The 19,881-nt window shown below is 68.0% G+C and carries 17 protein-coding genes; 13 read left to right on the forward strand and 4 right to left on the reverse strand.

Annotation, left to right across the window (positions count from 1 at the left end):
- The first annotated feature begins 91 nt into the window (after positions 1-91).
- The 5 genes from CIK77_RS00295 to CIK77_RS00315 all read left to right on the forward strand — a co-directional run bounded on the left by CIK77_RS00295 (position 92) and on the right by CIK77_RS00315 (position 3,843).
- Positions 92-715: a hypothetical protein gene (locus tag CIK77_RS00295; protein ID WP_087055655.1), complete on the forward strand. Its 624-nt coding sequence runs from the start codon at positions 92-94 to the stop codon at positions 713-715.
- 190 nt (positions 716-905) lie between these two features.
- A complete protein-coding gene (gene smpB, locus CIK77_RS00300; protein WP_087055654.1) occupies positions 906-1,403 on the forward strand; it encodes an SsrA-binding protein SmpB in 498 nt (165 codons plus the stop codon).
- Positions 1,404-1,473: 70 nt separating this feature from the next.
- Positions 1,474-1,935 carry a prepilin peptidase gene (locus CIK77_RS00305; protein WP_087055653.1) on the forward strand — a complete coding sequence of 154 codons (462 nt, stop codon included), beginning with the start codon at positions 1,474-1,476 and terminating at the stop codon, positions 1,933-1,935.
- A 117-nt stretch (positions 1,936-2,052) separates the two neighbouring features.
- Positions 2,053-3,096 carry a YihY/virulence factor BrkB family protein gene (locus CIK77_RS00310; RefSeq protein ID WP_140403552.1) on the forward strand — a complete coding sequence of 348 codons (1,044 nt, stop codon included), beginning with the start codon at positions 2,053-2,055 and terminating at the stop codon, positions 3,094-3,096.
- 123 nt (positions 3,097-3,219) lie between these two features.
- A complete protein-coding gene (locus CIK77_RS00315; RefSeq protein ID WP_087055651.1) occupies positions 3,220-3,843 on the forward strand; it encodes a CYTH domain-containing protein in 624 nt (207 codons plus the stop codon).
- Positions 3,844-3,895: 52 nt separating this feature from the next.
- On the opposite strand, the gene lpdA is transcribed toward CIK77_RS00315, so the two are convergent.
- Together lpdA and CIK77_RS00325 are read right to left on the reverse strand one after the other, a co-directional pair.
- Complete coding sequence (gene lpdA, locus CIK77_RS00320) at positions 3,896-5,293, reverse strand: dihydrolipoyl dehydrogenase (RefSeq protein ID WP_087055650.1); 1,398 nt, start codon at positions 5,291-5,293, stop codon at positions 3,896-3,898.
- 20 nt (positions 5,294-5,313) lie between these two features.
- Complete coding sequence (locus CIK77_RS00325) at positions 5,314-6,024, reverse strand: copper resistance CopC family protein (RefSeq protein ID WP_087055649.1); 711 nt, start codon at positions 6,022-6,024, stop codon at positions 5,314-5,316.
- Between the two features lie 237 nt (positions 6,025-6,261).
- Between CIK77_RS00325 and CIK77_RS00330 the strand changes: the two genes are divergently transcribed.
- From CIK77_RS00330 to CIK77_RS00340, 3 genes are all read left to right on the forward strand, one after another.
- On the forward strand, positions 6,262-6,666 hold the full coding sequence (locus tag CIK77_RS00330; protein ID WP_087055648.1) for an FHA domain-containing protein: 405 nt from the start codon (positions 6,262-6,264) through the stop codon (positions 6,664-6,666).
- Between the two features lie 2 nt (positions 6,667-6,668).
- Positions 6,669-7,355 (forward strand): transcriptional regulator FtsR, encoded by a 687-nt coding sequence (gene ftsR / locus CIK77_RS00335; protein WP_249268653.1) that lies wholly within the window; start codon positions 6,669-6,671, stop codon positions 7,353-7,355.
- Positions 7,356-7,478: 123 nt separating this feature from the next.
- Positions 7,479-8,021, forward strand: coding sequence for a MerR family transcriptional regulator (locus tag CIK77_RS00340; RefSeq protein WP_087055647.1), 543 nt, complete (start codon positions 7,479-7,481; stop codon positions 8,019-8,021).
- Positions 8,022-8,397: 376 nt separating this feature from the next.
- On the opposite strand, the gene CIK77_RS00345 is transcribed toward CIK77_RS00340, so the two are convergent.
- Positions 8,398-9,204: a ParA family protein gene (locus CIK77_RS00345; protein ID WP_087055646.1), complete on the reverse strand. Its 807-nt coding sequence runs from the start codon at positions 9,202-9,204 to the stop codon at positions 8,398-8,400.
- A gap of 161 nt (positions 9,205-9,365) precedes the next feature.
- Here CIK77_RS00345 and CIK77_RS00350 point away from each other — a divergent pair, with 161 nt between their 5' ends.
- The 3 genes from CIK77_RS00350 to def are packed head-to-tail and all read left to right on the forward strand — an operon-like array spanning position 9,366 to position 15,678.
- Positions 9,366-12,773, forward strand: coding sequence for a pyruvate carboxylase (locus CIK77_RS00350; RefSeq protein WP_087055645.1), 3,408 nt, complete (start codon positions 9,366-9,368; stop codon positions 12,771-12,773).
- 11 nt (positions 12,774-12,784) lie between these two features.
- On the forward strand, positions 12,785-15,190 hold the full coding sequence (locus CIK77_RS17975; RefSeq protein WP_249268652.1) for a nucleotide-binding protein: 2,406 nt from the start codon (positions 12,785-12,787) through the stop codon (positions 15,188-15,190).
- The gene (gene def / locus CIK77_RS00360; RefSeq protein WP_087055644.1) at positions 15,187-15,678 is read left to right on the forward strand and encodes a peptide deformylase; all 492 of its coding nucleotides are present in this window, start codon (positions 15,187-15,189) and stop codon (positions 15,676-15,678) included. Before CIK77_RS17975 ends, def begins: the two co-directional genes overlap by 4 nt.
- 63 nt (positions 15,679-15,741) lie before the next feature.
- Here the strand turns inward: def and CIK77_RS00365 are convergent, their stop codons facing one another.
- Positions 15,742-17,571 (reverse strand): AMP-dependent synthetase/ligase, encoded by a 1,830-nt coding sequence (locus CIK77_RS00365; RefSeq protein ID WP_087055643.1) that lies wholly within the window; start codon positions 17,569-17,571, stop codon positions 15,742-15,744.
- Positions 17,572-17,685: 114 nt separating this feature from the next.
- Between CIK77_RS00365 and CIK77_RS00370 the strand changes: the two genes are divergently transcribed.
- Positions 17,686-18,393: a lysophospholipid acyltransferase family protein gene (locus CIK77_RS00370; RefSeq protein WP_087055765.1), complete on the forward strand. Its 708-nt coding sequence runs from the start codon at positions 17,686-17,688 to the stop codon at positions 18,391-18,393.
- 96 nt (positions 18,394-18,489) lie between these two features.
- Complete coding sequence (locus CIK77_RS00375) at positions 18,490-19,827, forward strand: class II 3-deoxy-7-phosphoheptulonate synthase (RefSeq protein ID WP_087055642.1); 1,338 nt, start codon at positions 18,490-18,492, stop codon at positions 19,825-19,827.
- Positions 19,828-19,881: the final 54 nt, after the last annotated feature.

Raw genomic sequence — 19,881 nt, forward strand, 5'->3', positions numbered from 1 at the left:
CGGGCGCTCGGGTGATGCGCGATACGTCCTCTGTCAACAGGATCCCCCTCCGGTCTAGACTTTCGGGAGATCGCGGCCGAGGAGGAGAACCATGAGATCCACGCGCTGGTGGACGGCCGTACCGCTGGGGGCAGCTCTGGTCGCCGTTGTCGCGCTCGGACCGGGGTTCGGAAACGGTGCAGCGTCGGGAGCCGGTGACGGCGAGAGCTTCGACGAGGACGGGATGCCGACCGAGGAGCTGGTCGCTGGGAACGAGGCGGTGCTGGACGTTGTCGACCCGCTGATGGACCTCGTCGATCCGAACACGGCTGGCGAGGGAGTCGCGGCTGACGAAGCTGAGCACGGATATGCCGGCGTCACCGTGGATCCTCTGGAACGTGCGGTCGACGCGTACTGGGTCGGCACCGTCGATGCCGAAGCACAGCGCATCCTGGACGATGCGCCCGCTGGAGTGACGGTGCGGGTGCACCAAGCGAAGTACACCTACTCCGAGATGCTCGATGCGTTGGATCGCGTCGTCGGCATGCCTGTGCCCGGGGGCTCTTCCGACCTGATGATCCTCGCTGCGGGACCCGCGTCCGACGGCAGCGGAATCTGGATCGAGTACTCGGGTTCTGGTTCTCCCGAATCGATCGCCGAGTCGGCGGCTCGGATGGCAGGGATCGATATCGCCTCGGTCGCCGTCGGCGAGGAGATGCAGACCGCAGAGCTCTAGCGCGGATTCGTGCTCTGCGAAGGCAGCGGCGCATTGCTTCGGCAGCTTCATCTGCTGCGCCTGCCTCCCGGTCAGGCGAGATGCCACGGGTGCGAAGCGTCGGGCGCGCTTCGTATCGTGCGCGTGCTGGAAGGCGCGTTGGCGGATGTAGGATGAGAGGCTGTCCCTTCGAGATCACCGGGAGGTGAGCATGGCCAAGAAGCAGAAGAAGAGCGCGCAGGACCCGAACCAGCGGGTCATCGCGGTGAATCGTCGTGCTCGCCACGAGTACACGATCGAGAAGACCTACGAGGCCGGCATCATGCTGCAGGGCACAGAGGTGAAGTCGCTCCGCGAGGGGCACGCGAACCTCACCGACGGCTACGCGTACGTCGACAAGGGCGAGGCCTGGCTCGATCAGGTCAACATCCCGCAGTACTCGAACGGCACCTGGACCAACCACGCCGCCAAGCGCAACCGCAAGCTGCTGCTGCACAAGGATGAGATCACCAAGATCGGTCAGAAGGCCGCTGCCGGTGGTTACACGTTGGTGCCGTTGAAGCTGTACTTCGTCGATGGGCGGGCGAAGGTCGAGATCGGCATCGCCAAGGGCAAGACGCTGTACGACAAGCGCCAGACGCTGCGCGAGCGACAGGACAAGCGCGACGCGGAGCGCGCGATGCGCACTCGCAACCGGATGGGTGAGTAGCGCACCCGCCGCGCAGCAGTTCTCCACAGGCCTGAACGCTACCCCCGCGCCCCGGCCTAGTGTTCCGGTCATGGACCGGATGCTCGTCGCCCTCGCGTACGCGAGCTTCGCGTGCGTGGCGCTCCTGCTGATCCGGAGCGACATGGCGGAGCATCGCCTGCCGAACCGCGTCGTGCTGCCGGGCACAGCCGTGATCGTCTTCCTGCTCGCGGGGGCGTCCGTTGCTGGCGGCGGGTTCGACGCGCTCGCTCGTGCTGTGCTCGGGGCGTGCGTGCTCTGTGCGTTCTATCTCGTGCTCTGGGGTGCGGGAGGCGGCATGGGCGGCGGCGACGTCAAGCTCGCCGTGCTCGTGGGCTTCTTCCTCGCGTGGCACGGTTGGGGCGCATTCGGGCTCGGCGCAGCTGCGGCGTTCGTCCTCGGCGGCGCGACGGCGCTCGTCCTGGTCGCGTTCCGGCGTGCCACGCGCCGGACTCGCATCGCGTTCGGGCCGTTCATGCTGCTCGGCGCCTGCCTCGGGCCGCTCGTTGCGTGACCGAAGTACACCTGTCGAACTGGGCACGCACTGCTCATCCGGGGCACCAGCTCGGCGCATCTCGACGATACGCGCGCATCTCGGCGGCCCGGCGTGGAGCGCGATAGCGTGGGGAGCGTGAATGGAGTCTGGGACGCGCTGGGGAAGGCGATCGCTCGGGTGCTGCGGCTGAGGCTCGTGCGCGCCGCACTGATGTTCAGCGACCACCGCGGCGGACTGCTCGCTGCGGCGATCACGTTCCGCACGCTGTTCGCGGTGTTCGCGGCCGTACTGCTGGGGTTCTCCGCCGCGTCGATCTGGCTGTCGACCAGAAGTGACCTGTGGGACGCGCTTGTCGCCATGGTCGATCAGCTCGTTCCGGGGCTGGTCGGCACGGGTGACGACGCGATGATCGACGTCTCCACGGCGCCCACGCTGCCGGCTGGCAACATCGTCGCCGGTGTCGTCTCGGTGATCGCGCTGATCTGGGCGCTGGTCAGCGCCGTCGGCAATCTCCGGATGTCGGTGCGTTCGATCGCCGGAACCAGGCACGCCAACGATGCCGCATGGCTGATGCGTGTGTACGACCTGCTGTTCGCGGTGTCGATCGGTGTGCTGCTGGTCGCATCCGCCGCCGTGACCTTCCTCGGCACCGCATTCACCGACCAGGTGCTCGATTGGTTGGGCGTCTCCGGCAGCGGGGCCGGAGCCTTCCTCACCAAGGCCGGCACGATCCTGGTCGTGTTCGCGCTCGATGCCGTGATCATCGGCTGGATGTTCTGGCTGCAGTCCGGGATGAAGGTGAGAGTGCGGCAGCTCGTGCTCGGTTCGCTCTTCGGCGCTGCCGGTCTCGTGGTGCTGCAGCAGCTGTCGAGCCTGTTCGTCGGCGGGGCGGACAGCAATCCGCTTCTGGCGTCGTTCGCCTCGCTCATCGCGCTGCTGCTGTGGTTCAACCTGTCCGCACAGGTCATTCTGATCGCCAGCGCCTACATCGTGCTCACCGTCGAAGACGGCGAGAACCGCATCGGCGCGACCTTCGGTGCGGAGACGCTCAAACAGCGCGCCGTCCGCGCCGCCGAGCGCGACGTGCGCGTCGCCACCGACGCTCTCACCGTCGCCCGCGAAGAGGAGCTCGCCGAACGCGAGCAGCAGACCCAACGCCGCAACCGCGCCCGCCCCTGACCCGCGCCCCGCTGCCGAGATGCGCACATCTCGCTGAGATGCGCAGATTTCAACGCCCGGATGCCGAAAGAGTGCGCATCTCGGCAGCGCGATCCTCGCGTGCGCACGCCGTAGGCTGGAAGCATGGCAACCGCAGCAGGAACCTCGCCGGAACGATCGATCGAGATCGAGAAGAAGTTCGACGTCGACGAGGGAACGCCGATGCCTGACTGGGCCAGCGTGCCCGGAGTCGCGGACGTCTCTGCGGGGGAAGAGCGGCACCTCGATGCAACGTACTTCGACACGGCCGATGTCGACCTGGCGGCCGCCGGAGTTGCGGTGCGCCGCCGCACCGGAGGGCCGGATGCCGGGTGGCACATCAAGGGGCCGCTGGTGGACGGCGGCAGGACCGAGCTGGGGTGGCCGCTCGGCGACGGGCAGGCGGTACCGGACCAGGTGCGCGCCGAGCTCGCGCGCTGGACGGACGCACCGCTCGAGCCGCTCGCGCGGATCGTGAACGACCGCACCGCGTACGCACTGCGGGACGCCGCAGGGGGAGTGGTCGCAGAGTTCGTCGACGACCGCGTTCGCGCGACCGACCTGCGTGCCGATGTCGAGCGGGCGTGGTGCGAGTGGGAGATCGAACTCGGCCCCGCCGCTCCTGCCGACCACGACGCGTTCTTCGCCGAGATCACCCGCATTGCTCTGGCATCCGGCGCCCGCAACGCCAGCTCGGCGTCGAAGCTCGCCAGGGCACTGGGCCGCTGACGCAGAGAAGCCCGACTCCTTGCGGAACCGGGCTTCTCTCAGATCGTGAGCGTCACATGTTGATCATGTGACCGGCCAGGCCGTGGAAGCCCTCCTGCAGCGCCTCGGACAGCGTCGGGTGCGTGTGCACGTTCCGCGCGGCCTCGAGAGCCGTGAGATCCCACTTCTGCGCCAGCGTCAGTTCTGGCAGCAGCTCCGAGACATCAGGGCCGATCATGTGGGCGCCGAGCAGCTCGAGGTGCTCGGCGTCGGCGATGATCTTGACGAAGCCGACCGGCTCGCCGAGGCCGTTCGCCTTGCCGTTCGCACTGAACGGGAACTTCACGACCTTGATCTCGTGACCGTCGGCCTCCGCCTGCTCCTCGGTGAGGCCGAAGCTGGCCACCTGCGGCTGGCAGAACGTGGCGCGCGGCATCATCCGGTAGTCGCCCAGCGTCTGCGTCTCGGCGCCTCCGATCGTCTCGGCGGCGACCACGGCCTGCGCTTCTGCGACGTGCGCGAGCTGCAGCTTCGCGGTGACGTCGCCGATCGCGTAGATGCCGTCGACGTTCGTGCGCATGTGGTCGTCGATGTCGATCGCGCCGCGGTCGGTGAGCTTCACGCCGGTGGTGTCGAGACCGTAGCCGTCGACGCGCGGGGCGAAGCCGACCGACATCAGCACCTTGTCTGCGTCGATCTCGCCGGCCTGGCCGTCGCGGGTCTCGTAGGTGACGTGGACGGAGGAGCCGTTGTCGTCGACCGACTTCACACCGGTGGAGGTGAGGATGTCGATGCCGAGCTTCTTGTACTGCTTGGCGATCTCCTTGGAGACATCCGGATCCTCGTTCGGCAGTGCACGGTCGAGGAACTCGACGATGGTCACCTTCACGCCGTAGTTGCTGAGCACATAGGCGAACTCCATGCCGATCGCTCCGGCGCCGACGATGACGATCGAACCCGGCAGCTCGCGGCTGAGGATCTGCTCTTCGTAGGAGACGACGTTCTCGCTGAGTTCGATGCCAGGCAGCGACTTCACAGTCGAGCCGGTCGACACGATCACGTTGTCGAACGTGACCTCTTCGCTCGTGCCGTCGGACTTCGCCACCGAGATCGACTTCGGCCCCGTGAAGGTGCCGCGGCCGTCGTATTCGGTGACCTTGTTCTTCTTCATCAGGAAGTGGATTCCCTTGACGTGCGTCTCCGCGACCTTGCGGCTGCGGTCGAACGCCGCGCCGAAGTCGAAGGAGACTTCGCCGGAGATGCCGAAGAAGTCGGCCTTGTGGTTGAAGGTGTGAGCGATCTCAGCGTTCTTCAGAAGTGACTTCGACGGGATGCAGCCGACGTTGAGGCACACACCGCCCCAGTACTTCTCTTCGATGATCGCGGTGTTCAGTCCGAGCTGTGCACTGCGCACCGCGGCGACATACCCGCCGGGGCCCGCTCCGAGGATGACGACGTCGTAATGAGCCATGGTCCTAGCCTATCCCGCACTCAGGGGCGGTTGTCGCCGGTGTCCTGCTCACTTCCGGATGATCCGGAGCCGTTCCGCCTGGACGTCACGACGGCAACGGCGACGACGCCGCCGATGACGGCGACGAGACCGCCGGCCAGAGCGACCCACACGCCGGCGCCCAGGCCCCCTTGGTCGTCCTCGGGCGAGGACGATGCGTCCGTGTCGGCCGCACCGCTCTCGTCCTCCGTCGCCGTCGCATCGTCCACGGCGTCCTCGGTCTGCGCGTCGGAGCCCTCTTCCGTCGGGTCAGTGCTGTCCGCGGCGTCTGTACGATCGGCATCATCGGCCCCAGCACCTCCCGAAACGGAGAAGCCGAAGCTTCCGTCGATGGGATGGCCGTCGTTGGACACGACCCGCCACGTCACCTCGTAGTCGCCAGCGCCGCCGTCCGTGAGGGACACATCGACATCCGTGCCGTCGATCGTCGCCTCACCTGCGACGTCCTCACCCGAGGGGGAGAGGACCTGCACCACCGTTCCATCCTCTGCGTCGATCAGCTCGCCGCTGTAGACGAGCGTCAGCTGCTCTGGGAGGGTATCGATCGCAGAGTCGGCCGCGGGGTCCGAGGCGACCAGCTGGTCGTGCGCGGAGGCAGGGGCGGCGAGGGCGAGGGATCCGAGAACGATGGCGGCGGCGGCCGCGGCGAGCGTGGCGGCTCGCGCGGCACCGCGGTGGAGCGTGGCAGTCATACCCGAGACGATACGCGGGCCGACCTGACCGGTTTCCTGAGGGTCGTGGGGGTCGCTCGGCTCGTGGCCGCTCCGCCCGGCGTGGCATCGAAAATTCGTCGTCGTTCACCTACCTGATCCGATACGCTTGTTCGAAAGGAGGAACGCGTGTCAGATTCTGAATTCCCGCCCACCACGGCGTCCGACCTTGGCCACACGGCTGGGGGCAGTGACATCCCGGGCGACACTACGCAGAGCATGCGCAGCGACTCCGATCTGTCGTACGTTCCGTTCGCGGGCGAGCTGTCGCAGACGGAGCTCGAAGCCATTCAGGCGCTTCCGAGCGGAGCCGCCCTGCTTCTCGTGCGCTCCGGCCCGACCGCCGGTGCTCGCTACCTCCTCGACCGCGACGTCACGACGGTGGGGCGCCACCCCGACGCCGACATCTTCCTCGACGATGTGACGGTCTCCCGTCGGCACACGCAGGTGCTGCGCGATGGTGCCCGCTTCGAGATCGTCGACCAGCGCTCCCTCAACGGCACGTACGTCGACGGCGAACGCGTCGATCGCGGCGCACTGCACAACGGTGCAGAGGTGCGCATCGGCAAGTTCCGTGTGAACTTCTTCAGCTCCCCGCACGACCTGTCGTCCGCGGGGGCTTAACAGTGGCGTCGCCCGCACGGCGCGCGACGGCGGCGACGGCCGGCCTGCTGAGCATCGGTCAGGTGCTCTCGCGGCTCCAGCCCGACTTCCCGCAGCTGACGTCGAGCAAACTGCGCTTCCTGGAAGTGCAGGGAATCGTCGCGCCCCAGCGCACCGCGAGCGGCTATCGCAAGTTCTCTGACGACGACCTCGAGCGGCTCCGATTCGCGCTCACGCTCCAGCGCGATCACTACATGCCGCTGAACGTCATCCGGGAGCACCTCGAGCAGCTCGACGCGGGCGAGGAGCCGCAGACGCCGATCGCCCCGCCGTCGATCCACCCGACCGAGGTGCGCTACGACCGCAAGGAGCTGCTCGCCGCATCCGGTGCGGCTCCTCAGCTGCTCAACGACGCGATCAGCACGGGCGTCATCGAGGCGGGCAAGAAGTACACCGAGCGCGATGCCAGATTGCTGTCGACGCTCGTGGCACTCGATCGGCACGGCATCGAACCGCGTCACGTGCGCGGTCTGCGCCAGACGGCCGAGCGCGAGGTCGCTCTCGTCGAGCGCGCCATGTCGGCACTGCTGCGCCGCACAGACGCGACGTCGCGGGCGAAGGCGAGCGAACTCGCGCCGGAGCTGGCTACCCGCCTCGACGACATCCGGACGATCTTCGTGAAGGACGCACTCGGACGGCTGACCGATTAGCGGCGACGACATCTCACTTCGGTAACGGCAGCGAAACACCTGCCCGACACGATCCGGATGTCGTTGATCGCCCCCAGCGGACGGCGTACCTTAGAGCTGATGTTTAAGGATGAAGGGGACACAATGACCGAACGCACTCCCTCCGAGCGCGGTTTCGCCGTCGACCTCCTCTTCACCGACGGACTTCCCGACCTCGATCCCGATGCGGGCTACCGGGGCGCCGTGGCCGCCAAGGCGGCGGGCATCACCTACCGGCAGCTCGACTACTGGGCGCGCACGGAGCTCGTCGTCCCCACGATCCGCAACGCGGCGGGCTCAGGCTCGCAGCGCCTCTACGGCTTCCGCGACATCCTGGTGCTCAAGCTCGTCAAGCGACTGCTCGACACGGGCATCTCGCTTCAGCAGATCCGCACGGCGGTCGAACAGCTGCGCGCGGCCGGCATCCACGACCTGGCGGGCATCACGCTGATGAGCGACGGTGCGTCGGTGTATCTGTGCACGTCGAACGACGAGGTCATCGACCTCGTCAGCCGCGGGCAGGGCGTATTCGGCATCGCCGTCGGCAAGGTGCTGCGCGAGGTCGAGTCGACGCTCGTCGAGTTCGACCCGAGTGTGCCTGATCCAGTGGACGAGCTCGCCGCCCGCCGCGCCCGCCGCACCGCCTGAGCGGGCCGCGAGCACGCACGTCGCGGCGTTCTCGTCGGTCGCCGGGCTCTCGGCCCGACTCCCTCCTCGGCCTTGCGCCGTACGCACTCGCGGTCCGCTCCGCGAGTTCTGTGCTGGCGGCGTCGTCGTCGGTCGGGGCACTGTCGGTGCCCTTCCTTCCTCCGCCTTGCCATCGCGGTGCCTGCGCCCCAGGACACCTGAGGAGGGTGCACGTGCGCTGGTGGCGGCGTCGTCGGTCAGGGCACTGTCGGTGCCCTTCCCTCCTCCGCCTCGCCATCGCGGTGCCGGCCGCCGAGGCTCGGTGAGCAAGCATCTCGTCACGTCTCCGGGTTCTCTTCAGCTGCTGGCTGAGGAACTGCAGGAGACGCGAAGAGCTCTACTTCGTGTCGCTGGGGTCGGGGATCCGGCCGGAGCGCATGACGCGGTCGAGCAGCATGTCGAACTCGCCTGCGAGCTCCTGGGCGGACTCGCCCGGCCACACGTGCAGCGGCTTGGCGGCGCCCTGGGCCTGCTGCAGCGAGGTGCGCTCGGGAAGCTGCGGCTCCAGCACCAGCGGCCCGAACATGTCGCGCAGCTCCTTGATGCGGAACTGGTGCTCGATCGACTGGGGACGCACGCGGTTGACGACGATTCCGAGCGGCTGCAGGCGAGGGGAGAGACCGCGACGGATCTCTTCGATGGCGCGCAGGGCACGGTCAGCGGCTGCCACGGAGAACAGACCGGGCTCGGTGACGACGGCGACGCGGTCGCTGGCTGCCCACGAGGTGCGAGTGAGCGCATTCAACGACGGAGCGCAGTCGATCAGCACGAGGTCGTACTCGCTCTCGAGCATGGCCAGAGCCTCTTCGAGCTTCCACACGTCTCGAACGCTCGGGTGAGGCCCGTCGAAGTTGATGGCGGACGGGCTGCCGAGCAGCACGTCGATCGTGCCGGGGTGGACCTTCGACCAGCCGCTCGGCGCGATCGCCTGGCGCACCGTCTTCTCCTTCGGCGACGTGAGCACGTCGGCGATGTTGAGCTTGCCGGCGGTGTTCACATCCATGCCGGTGGAGACATCCGATTGCGGGTCGAGATCGCAGACCAGCGTCCGCAGGCCGCGCGAGAATGCGGCCGAAGCGAGGCCGAGGGTGACGGTCGTCTTGCCGACACCGCCCTTCAGGGAACTAACGCTGAGTACGTGCACACCTACACGTTACATTCCGTTACCTGTTCGTCGTCGTAAAGCGCGGCCCGGTGCCGAATGCGGCGCAGGGTCGGCTGTCGTCACCCGCCCCGAACCGTCGGCGTCGGCAGGGTGCTCTAGTCTGGGGGACGTTGACCTTACCGAGCTGCCTGAGGAGGCACATGTTCGAGAAGATCCTGGTAGCCAATCGCGGAGAGATCGCGATCCGCGCGTTCCGTGCCGCCTACGAGCTCGGCGCACGAACCGTCGCGGTGTTCCCGTACGAGGACCGGAACTCGCTGCACCGGCTGAAGGCCGACGAGGCCTACCGGATCGGCGAAGAGGGTCACCCCGTGCGGGCCTACCTCGACGTCGACGAGATCATTCGCGTCGCCGTCGAATCGGGTGCGGACGCGATCTACCCCGGCTACGGCTTCCTCTCGGAGAACCCCGACCTCGCGGCGAAGGCCGCGGCGAACGGCATCACCTTCATCGGGCCGAATTCGCGCGCTCTCGAGATGGCGGGGAACAAGGTCACGGCGAAGGAGCACGCGATCGCCGCAGGTGTTCCCGTGCTGCGATCGACCGAGGCGACCGACGACATCGACGCACTCGTCGCGCAGGCCGAGGACATCGGGTTCCCGGTGTTCGCCAAGGCTGTCGCCGGTGGCGGCGGGCGCGGTATGCGCCGGGTCGATTCGCTCGAGGAGCTGGCGCCGGCTCTCGAGGCCGCGATGCGCGAGGCTGACAGCGCATTCGGCGACCCCCGGATGTTCCTGGAGCAGGCGGTCGTGCGTCCTCGACACATCGAGGTGCAGATCCTCGCCGACAAGCAGGGCTCAACGGTGCACCTTTTCGAGCGCGACTGCTCGGTGCAGCGGCGGCATCAGAAGGTCGTCGAGATCGCGCCGGCCCCGAACCTCGAGCAGTCGGTGCGCGAAGACCTGTACACGCACGCCGTCGCGTTCGCCGAGTCGATCGATTATCAGAACGCCGGAACCGTTGAGTTCCTGCTGGAGACGGCGGGGGAGCGCGCGGGAGAGGTCGTCTTCATCGAGATGAACCCGCGCATCCAGGTCGAGCACACCGTGACCGAGGAGGTCACCGACGTCGACCTCGTCGGTTCGCAGATGCGCATCGCGGCCGGCGCGTCGCTCGAGGACCTCGGCCTGACGCAGGACAGGATCCACCTGCACGGCGCGGCCATGCAGACGCGCATCACGACCGAGGACCCCACCCAGGGCTTCCGGCCGGACACGGGCAAGATCACGACCTATCGTTCGCCGGGCGGAAGCGGCATCCGGATCGACGGCGGCACGACGGCCGCCGGCAGCGAGATCAGTCCGCACTTCGACTCGATGCTCGCGAAGCTCACCTGCCGCGGCCGGGACTTCGCCACCGCGGTCTCGCGCGCGCGCCGCGCACTGGCGGAGTTCCGCATCCGCGGCGTCGCCACCAACATCCCGTTCCTGCAGGCCGTGCTCGAGGACGCTGATTTCATCGCAGGCGATGTGTCGACCGCGTTCATCGACGAGCGGCCGGGTCTGCTGCGCGGGCGCGAGTCGAAGGACCGCGGCACGAAGCTGCTCACCTGGTTGGTCGACACGACCGTGAACAAGCCCAACGGCGACAACCCGCTCGGCTATTCTCCCGCTTCGAAGCTGCCGGCCATCGACCTGAGCGAGGCGGCACCTGCCGGATCGAGGCAGCGACTGCTCGAACTCGGCCCCGCGGGCTTCGCGGCGGCGCTGCGCGAGCAGACACCGCTCGCCGTCACCGAGACCACCTTCCGCGATGCGCACCAGTCGCTGCTCGCGACGCGCGTGCGCACCCGCGACCTCGTGGCCGTGGCGCCGCACGTCGCGCGGATGGAGCCGGAGCTGCTGTCGGTCGAAGCCTGGGGAGGCGCGACCTACGATGTCGCGCTGCGCTTCCTCGGCGAGGATCCGTGGCAGCGACTGGCTCGCCTGCGCGAGGCACTGCCGAATGTCGCGATTCAGATGCTGCTGCGCGGCAGGAACACAGTCGGCTACACCCCGTACCCGACCGAGGTCACCGACGCGTTCGTCCGTGAGGCGGCAGACACCGGCATCGACATCTTCCGCATCTTCGACGCGCTCAACGACGTCTCGCAGATGCGCCCGGCGATCGACGCGGTGCTCGCCACCGGCACGACCGTCGCCGAGGTGGCCGTCTGCTACACCGGTGACCTTCTCAACCCGAACGAGAAGCTGTACACGCTCGACTACTACCTGAAACTCGCGGAGCAGATCGTCGAAGCGGGCGCGCACGTGCTCGCGATCAAGGACATGGCGGGGCTGCTCCGCCCCGCGGCGGCCGCGAAGCTGGTCGCGGCGTTCCGCGAGCGCTTCGACCTGCCGGTGCACGTGCACACGCACGACACTCCTGGCGGACAGCTCGCCACACTGCTCGCCGCCTCGGCCGCGGGCGCCGACGCGGTTGATGCCGCCAGCGCGCCGATGGCGGGAACCACGAGCCAGCCGTCGCTGTCGGCGCTGGTGGCCTCGCTTGCGCACACGGAGCGCGACACCGGTCTCTCGCTCGACGCGGTCAGCGACCTCGAGCCCTACTGGCAGGCGGTCCGCCACCTCTACGGCCCGTTCGAGTCCGGCCTCGACGGACCGACCGGTCGCGTGTACCGTCATGAGATCCCCGGAGGCCAGCTGTCGAACCTGCGCCAGCAGGCGATCGCGCTCGGGCTCGCGGACGACTTCGAGCTGATCGAGGACATGTACGCGGCCGCCGACCGGATCCTGGGCCGTGTGCCCAAGGTGACGCCGTCGTCGAAGGTCGTCGGTGACCTCGCACTGCAGCTCGCCGCAGTCAAAGCGGACCCCGCCGATTTCGAGAACCACCCGGAGAAGTACGACATCCCGGATTCGGTCGTCGGCTTCATGGCGGGTGAGCTCGGCGATCTGCCCGGCGGCTGGCCCGAACCGTTCCGCAGCAAGGTGCTGGCTGGTCGCAGCGTCAAGCCCGGAGTCGAACCGCTCACCGACGAGGACCACGAGGGACTGAACGGCGACTCGGCAACGCGTCGCCGCACGCTGAACCAGCTGCTGTTCCCGGCTCCCACTCGTGCGTTCGAGCAGACCATCGCCGCCTACGGCGATGTCTCACTCCTCGACACCGCTGACTACCTCTACGGCCTCGAGCAGGGCAAGGAACATGTCGTCGAGCTGGAGAAGGGCGTCGAGCTCTACACCGGTCTCGAGTCGATCGGCGAGGCCGATGACAAGGGCATCCGTTCGGTGATGACGACGCTGAACGGTCAGCTCCGGCCGGTGTCCGTGCGCGACCGCAGCATCGACGTCGACGTGGTGCAGGCAGAGAAGGCCGATTCGTCGCAGCCCGGCCACGTCGCTGCACCGTTCGCCGGCGTCGTGACGCTGAAGGCCGCGGTCGGCGACACGGTGAAGGCGGGGCAGCCGGTCGCCTCGATCGAAGCCATGAAGATGGAGGCGGCCATCGCCGCGCCAGCCGATGGAACGATCGAACGACTCGCAATCGCCGCCACGCAGCAGGTCGACGCGGGTGACCTTTTGGTCGTGGTCGCTCCTGCCAAGTAGATTGGCTGTTTGTGGCACGTCACGATAAGCATTCCGAAGAGGAGTTCGAGGATCATGGTGTCCTCGACACTCCGGCCGCGGACACGACCGCGCTCAACGTCCTGGGTCTTCCGACCGAGCAGGTGAGGATCAACCTGCCGCGCGGGTACGAGGATCTTGACGATGAGGGCGTGGTCGACGACGGCCCGGAGCCGCTGTCCGGCGGTTCGATCGTGCTCGAGCTTCCCGACTACGGGGCCGAACATCCCGTGGGGCACGTGACCCGTCCGGCCGCCGACGATGAGCGGGAGGAGCCCGTCGACAACGCGCCGGAAGAGACGGATGCCGCTCTGGGTGAGTCGGAGCATGCGGATTCGGACGAGCCGGGTGAGACGGAGGCTGCACCGGATGAGTCGGCTGAAGCAGCCGCGGTTCCGGATGAGTCGGTTGAGACGGAGTCCGCTCCGGATGAGCGGGTGGAGACAGACGCTGCTCCGGATGAGCCGGGCGAGCCCGCCGAACACGACACGTCGGGCGACGGACAGGCGGACGGCGGAGAACCGCTCGATCTCGACACCGAGCCGGCCGTTCAGGAGTCGGACACCGGTGACTCGGAGGTGCGGCCCGCTGCGGAGCCGGACGAGACGGGATCTGCGCCTGATGCGGCGGCCGACGCCGCGGGGTCGGCCGGGGCGACGGACGAGCTTGATGCGCCCGACGCAGAGCACTTGGACTCTGCGGCGGCGGATGCCGACGAGGCGGATCCGATCGCCGATGCGGATGACGGCGTGCTCGACGCGGAGCACCACGACACAGGCGACGGCGCGGGTGCCGCGACCGACGAGCACTTTGACGGTGCCGCAGACGACCGTGACGAGGCGCAGGCGGGTGTCGACGGGGCCGAGGAGTCGGAGAACGCCGAGACGACCGAGTTGACGTCCGACGAGGACGCGGAGACGGAATCCGCCCCGGCGGATGACGTCGCAGACACCGACTCGACAACCGCGGACGGCGAGCAGGACGACCTGTCGACTGCTGCCGCTGACGACGGTGACCTGAACGCAGGTGTCGCGGCGGAGCATCCGGATGTCGATCGCGCCGAGGAGTCCGCGGACGAGCAGCCCACAGGCGGCGCCGAGGAGACTGACGACGCCGAGGCAGCTGACGAAGCACTCGACGCGTACGCGGGGCAGGCCCCGGACGTCTCCGAGGGCGAAGACGCGGACGACGCCGAGGCGGCTCCGCTCTATGACGCGGACGCCGCGCTCGCACCGGAGCCGCGTGAAGACGCCGTCGATCGCACTGAGCCAGACGAGATCGCGGGCACGACGAACGAATCGGTGATCGCGCCTGCGGCGACCGACGACGACGCCACGGAGGCGGAACCTATGGCAAGCACCGACGCATCGTCGGCATCGAACGGCAGCTCGACGCGGTTCGTCTCTCAGCCGGCGGCGGGGCCGCGGGGCGGGTCGAGCGGCGAGAGCGCCAATCAGCTCACCAGCGACCGCCTGATCGAGTCCTCGCGGCGGAAGGTTCAGCCGGAAGGAGCGTGGCGCGGGTTCTTCTACCGCGCGACGGGCGGCCTGATCAACCTCGGCGACAGCAAGAAGGTGCGCCAGCGCAAGGAGGTCACGGCGCGCATAGCCGCACCGCTGCCTGGCCGTGCCCGGTTCGTGCCGGTCCTCAGTCGGAAGGGCGGTGTCGGCAAGACGACCGTGACGACGCTGCTGGGCATGGCACTGGCCGACGGGCGAGACGACCGTGTGGTCGCTGTGGACGCGAACCCCGACAGGGGCACACTGGCCGAGCGCGTCGCGACCCGTACCAACCGCACCGTGCGCGATGTCGTGCGTCGGCACGACCAGATCCGCGGCTACGCCGACATCAGCGACCTCGTCGCTCGCGACTCGACGCGTCTCGACATCGTCGCATCCGAGACCGACCCGCACATCGCCGACGCGTTCGACGACGCCGACTACCGCACCGTGGCCGAGGTCGCCTCACAGTACTACTCGCTGGTGCTCACCGACACCGGCACCGGCATCATCCATTCCGTGATGGGTGCGACCCTCGACATGGCCGATCAGCTGGTCGTGGTCGCCGGTCCGAGCGTCGACGAATCCCGGCTGGCATCCGAGACGCTCACGTGGCTCGAGGCGCATGGGCGCGAAGACCTCGTGCGCGGCGCTGTCGTGGTGCTGAACCAGTCGGCGCCCGGCCGATCCCTCGTCCGGCTCGATGAGCTGGAGACGCACTTCGCCTCGCGGGTGCGCGCCGTCGTCCGCCTGCCGTATGACGAGAACCTTGCCACGGGCGGCGCAGTCGCCTTCGATGACCTGCGACCGGAGACGCGCCGTGCGGCGCGGGAGGCCGCCGCCCACGTCATCGAGGGTATGCGCTCGGCCGCACTGCATTCCGTGGGGGATGAGGCGTGACGGTTCGTGAGATCCGGTTGTACGGCGATCCGGTTCTGCGCATGGCGTGCGAGGAGATCACCGACATCGACGACGGCATCCGCTCGCTCGTGACCGATCTGCTCGACACCGTGAAGCTGCCTGGCCGAGCGGGCGTCGCCGCGCCGCAGATCGGCGTCGGACTGCGCGCGTTCAGCTACAACGTCGACGACGCCATCGGGTACATCCTGAATCCGCGCATCGTCGAGCTGCGCGGGGAGCTCGAGCCGACGGGGGAGGGATGCCTGTCCGTGCCCGATCTCTGGCACGACGCCATGCGCCACCCGTACGCGCGCGCCGAGGGCATCGACCTGGACGGCGAGAAGCTCGTTCTCGAAGGAACCGGCCTGTTCGCTCAGATGCTGCAGCACGAGACCGATCACCTCGACGGCACCGTGTACCTGCAGCGCCTCACCAAGGACGAGCGCCGGATCGCGATGCGCGCGGTCCGCGAGTCCTCCTGGTTCTGACGGGGGCGCGGACGCAGACGAACTGCGGTGAGTCGGCACACCGGGGTGCCGACTCACCGCAGTTCAGCCGGCGACGGAGACGTTGGTGGTCTCGTTCGGGTCGCCGTAGAGGCGTTCGATCTCGTCGGAGAAGTCGTCGAGGATCTGGGCGCGCTTGATCGACAGCTTCGGCGTGAGGTGTCCGGTGGCTTCCGTCCACTCTGTGCCGAGGATCTGGAACTTGCGGATCGACTCCGCCCTCGACACGAGCGCGTTCGCCTCGTCGATCTGACGCTGCACCTCAGCGCGCACGGCAGGACTGTGGGCAGCCTGCTCGAGCGTGAGATCCGGCGACTCGCCGTGCGTGCGCAGCCATGCCGGCAGCATCTCGGGGTCGAGTGTGATCAGTGCGGAGATGAACGGCTTCTGGTCGCCGACCACCACGACCTGACCGATGATGGAGTTCGCCCTGATCGGGTCCTCCAGCATGGTCGGGGCGACGTTCTTGCCGCCGGCGGTGACGATGATCTCCTTCTTCCTGCCGGTGATGGTGAGATAGCCGTCGTCGTCGATCGAGCCGATGTCACCCGTGCGGAACCAGCCGTCGTGGAACGCGCTGTCGGTCGCCTGCGGGTTCTTCCAGTACTCGCGGAACACGTTCACGCCGCGGGTCTCGATCTCGCCGTCGTCGGCGATCCGGATGTCCACCCCTGGCAGCGGGGGGCCGACCGTGCCGACCTTGATCCGGTCAGGTACGTTCACGGACGCCGGCGCCGTGGTCTCGGTGAGGCCGTAGCCCTCGAGGATCTTGATGCCGAGGCCGCGGAAGAAGTAGCCGAGCCGCGGGCCCAGGGGAGCGGAGCCCGACACGGCGTAGCGCACGTTGCCGCCCATCCGCTCGCGCAGCTTGGAGTACACCAGCTTGTCGAACAGCGCGAACTTCGCCCGCAGCAGCGGACCGATCCGCTTCCCCTCCTGCTCGCGGCTGGCGTGCTCGATCGCCGTCTTCGCAGCGATGCGGAAGATGCGCCCCTTGCCCTCCGCCTCGACTTTTGCCTCGGCCGCGTTGTAGACCTTCTCGAACACCCGCGGCACCGCGAGCAGAAGGGTCGGCTTGAAGGATCCGAGGGCGTCGACGAGGTTCTTAGTGTCCGGCTCGTGGCCTGTGCGCACGCCGGAGTGGATGTACAGCACCGACATGAAGCGGGCGAACACGTGAGCGGTCGTGATGAACAGGATCGTCGACGCGCCTGGCTGGGCGATCACCTCGCTCAGAGAGACGGCCGCGTTGCGCGCCGTCTCGACGAAGTTGCTGTGCGTCAGCACGCACCCGCGCGGCCGGCCCGTCGAGCCCGACGTGTAGATGATGGTGGCGACGTCGTCGCCCTTCGCGAGCCGGCGGCGGCGCGCGATCTCCTCATCCGGAGTCTCAGCGCCTTCCTTCGTGAGCTCGTCGATCATGCCGCTGTCGAGCACCCATGTCCTGCCGATCAGAGGGAGGTCGCCTGCGACCTCCTCGTAGCGCGACAGGTGCTCCTCGGTCTCGGTGATCAGCCACGTCGCGCCGGAGTCGGAGAGGATCCACTGCACCTGTGCCGGCGAGCTCGTCTCGTACACGGGCACCAGGATCGCGCCGGCGTAGTGCAGGGCGAAATCGACGAGGGTCCATTCGTACGTGGTGCGCGCGATGAATCCGACCTTGTCGCCCGGGCGCACGCCGGAAGCGACGAAGCCCTTCGCGAGCGCAATCGTCTGATCCTCGAACTCGCGGGCGGTGATGTCGCGCCAGCCGGAATCCTCCGGAACGCTGAAGATCGCGCGGTCGGGTGTTGCTCGGGCTCGTTCCACCAGCAGGTCCGCGATGTTCGCATCGGGGTCTGCTGGGACGAGTGCGGGTACTGACGTTTCTTTCACGGCAGCTCCTTCGGTACCGTCGGCGGGTTGCCCACCACTCTATGGGTAATCCGGCGCCGCTGTAAGCTGATCCGGTCGTGCGTGTTCGGCGAACCGGCAGAGGGGGAAGAATCGATGTTCTATTGGCTGATGAAGTACGTCGTGCTCGGCCCGCTGCTGAAAGCGATCTACCGGCCATGGGTCACCGGCAAGGAGCACGTGCCGACCAACGGTGCCGCGATCCTCGCGAGCAACCATCTCTCCGTGATGGACTCGATCTTCCTGCCCGTGCAGCTCGATCGCCCGATGTCGTTCCTGGCCAAGAACGAGTACTTCACCGGTCGTGGCCCCAAAGGGTGGGCGATGAAGTGGTTCATGAAGGGCACGGGCCAGATTCCGATCGACCGCTCGGGCGGGCAGGCATCGGAGGCAGCGCTGAACACGGCGCTGCGGGTGATCGGACGCGGCGACCTGCTCGGCATCTATCCCGAGGGCACGCGCAGCCACGACGGCACGCTGTACCGCGGGCGCACGGGCCTGGCTCGGATGGCGCTCGAGGCGAAGGTGCCCGTCATCCCCGTCGTGATGATCGACACCGAGAAGATGCTCCCGATCGGCGCGAAGGTGCCGCGCACGGTGCGCGTCGGAGTCGTGATCGGTGAGCCGCTCGACTTCTCGCGCTACGCGGGCATGGAGAACGACCGGTACATCCTGCGATCCGTCACCGACGAGATCATGGTCGCGCTGCAGCGGCTGGGACAGCAGCGCTACCGCGACGAGTACGCCAGCGTGGCCAAGAGCCGTGCAACACGTGAGGCCGAACAGCTCGCAGACGCGAGCTGATCGCCTCGCTGACGTGCCGCTGACGGGTGAGAGCGACCGATGACCGCGGGGGCCACGGCGTGCCCGAGCTGTGTCGCGGGCCGTTAGGATCGTGGGGTGACTGAAAATCTCCGTGATCTCGATGCCTGGCGTTCGCTTCCGATCAAGCAGCAGCCCGCGTATCCGGATGCCGCAGCAGTCGCCGACGTCACGGCAGAGCTCGCCTCCCTCCCGCCCCTGATCTTCGCCGGCGAGGCCGACACTCTGAAGGCTCGCCTGGCGCGAGCGGCCGCCGGTGAGGCGTTCCTGCTGCAGGGCGGCGACTGCGCCGAGACGTTCTCCGGTGCCACCGGCGACAAGATCCGCAACCGGGTCAAGACCGTGCTCCAGATGGCCGTCGTGCTGCAGTACGGCGCCTCCATGCCCGTCGTGAAGATGGGCCGCATGGCCGGGCAGTTCGCCAAGCCCCGTTCGAAGGACTCCGAGACGCGCGGTGATGTGACGCTTCCGGCGTTCCGCGGCGAGATCGTGAACGGGTTCGACTTCACACAGGCTTCGCGAACGGCCGATCCCGGCCGTCTGCTGCGGGCCTACCACACCTCGGCATCGACGCTGAACCTGATCCGGGCGTTCACGCAGGGAGGCTTCGCCGACCTGCGCGAGGTGCACTCGTGGAACAAGGGCTTCGCAGAGAACCCGGCCAACCGCCGCTACGAGGGGCTCGCCGCTGAGATCGACCGCGCGATCAAGTTCATGGAGTCGGCCGGCGCCGACTTCGACGAGCTCCAGCGCGTGGAGTTCTTCACCGGCCACGAGGGCCTGCTGATGGACTACGAGCACCCGCTCACGCGCGTCGACTCGCGCACGGGCGACGTATACAACACCTCAGGCCATTTCCTGTGGATCGGTGAGCGCACGCGCGATCTCGACGGCGCGCACGTGGAGTACTTCCGCCACATCAAGAATCCGATCGGTGTGAAGATCGGCCCGACGACCGATCCGGAGACGGCGCTCAAGCTCATCGACATCCTGGATCCGGATCGCGAGCCGGGCAGGCTCACATTCATCACCAGGATGGGCGCAGGCAAGATCCGCGAGGCGCTGCCGCCGCTGCTCGAGGCAGTGAAGGCGTCGGGCGCACAGCCGCTGTGGGTCACCGACCCGATGCACGGCAACGGCATCACCACGGCGAACGGCTACAAGAGCCGGCGCTTCGACGACGTGGTCGACGAGGTGCGCGGGTTCTTCGAGGCGCACCGGCAGGTGGGGACATTCCCCGGCGGCCTGCACGTCGAGCTCACCGGTGACGACGTCACGGAGTGCCTCGGCGGTTCGGAGCGCATCGACGAGGCAGCGCTCGAGTCGCGCTACGAGTCGCTGTGCGACCCCCGCCTGAACCACAAGCAGTCGCTGGAGCTGTCCTTCCTGGTCGCGGAAGAGCTCGAGAAGCTCTAGCGCGGCGCGCCGAAGCGAAGCTCCGCGAGTGCCTACGAATCTCGCGAATGCCTA

This window comes from Microbacterium sp. JB110 (genome assembly GCF_003335195.1).
Lineage (GTDB): Bacteria > Actinomycetota > Actinomycetes > Actinomycetales > Microbacteriaceae > Microbacterium.

Excerpts from the sequence above, each read along its gene's own strand:
- CIK77_RS00295 (WP_087055655.1), top strand. The coding sequence starts at position 92 with ATGAGATCCACGCGCTGGTGGACGGCCGTACCGCTGGGGGCAGCTCTG.
- smpB (WP_087055654.1), top strand. The coding sequence starts at position 906 with ATGGCCAAGAAGCAGAAGAAGAGCGCGCAGGACCCGAACCAGCGGGTC.
- CIK77_RS00305 (WP_087055653.1), top strand. The coding sequence starts at position 1,474 with ATGGACCGGATGCTCGTCGCCCTCGCGTACGCGAGCTTCGCGTGCGTG.
- CIK77_RS00315 (WP_087055651.1), top strand. The coding sequence starts at position 3,220 with ATGGCAACCGCAGCAGGAACCTCGCCGGAACGATCGATCGAGATCGAG.
- lpdA (WP_087055650.1), bottom strand. The coding sequence starts at position 5,293 with ATGGCTCATTACGACGTCGTCATCCTCGGAGCGGGCCCCGGCGGGTAT.
- CIK77_RS00325 (WP_087055649.1), bottom strand. The coding sequence starts at position 6,024 with ATGACTGCCACGCTCCACCGCGGTGCCGCGCGAGCCGCCACGCTCGCC.
- CIK77_RS00330 (WP_087055648.1), top strand. The coding sequence starts at position 6,262 with ATGCGCAGCGACTCCGATCTGTCGTACGTTCCGTTCGCGGGCGAGCTG.
- CIK77_RS00340 (WP_087055647.1), top strand. The coding sequence starts at position 7,479 with ATGACCGAACGCACTCCCTCCGAGCGCGGTTTCGCCGTCGACCTCCTC.
- CIK77_RS00350 (WP_087055645.1), top strand. The coding sequence starts at position 9,366 with ATGTTCGAGAAGATCCTGGTAGCCAATCGCGGAGAGATCGCGATCCGC.
- CIK77_RS00370 (WP_087055765.1), top strand. The coding sequence starts at position 17,686 with ATGTTCTATTGGCTGATGAAGTACGTCGTGCTCGGCCCGCTGCTGAAA.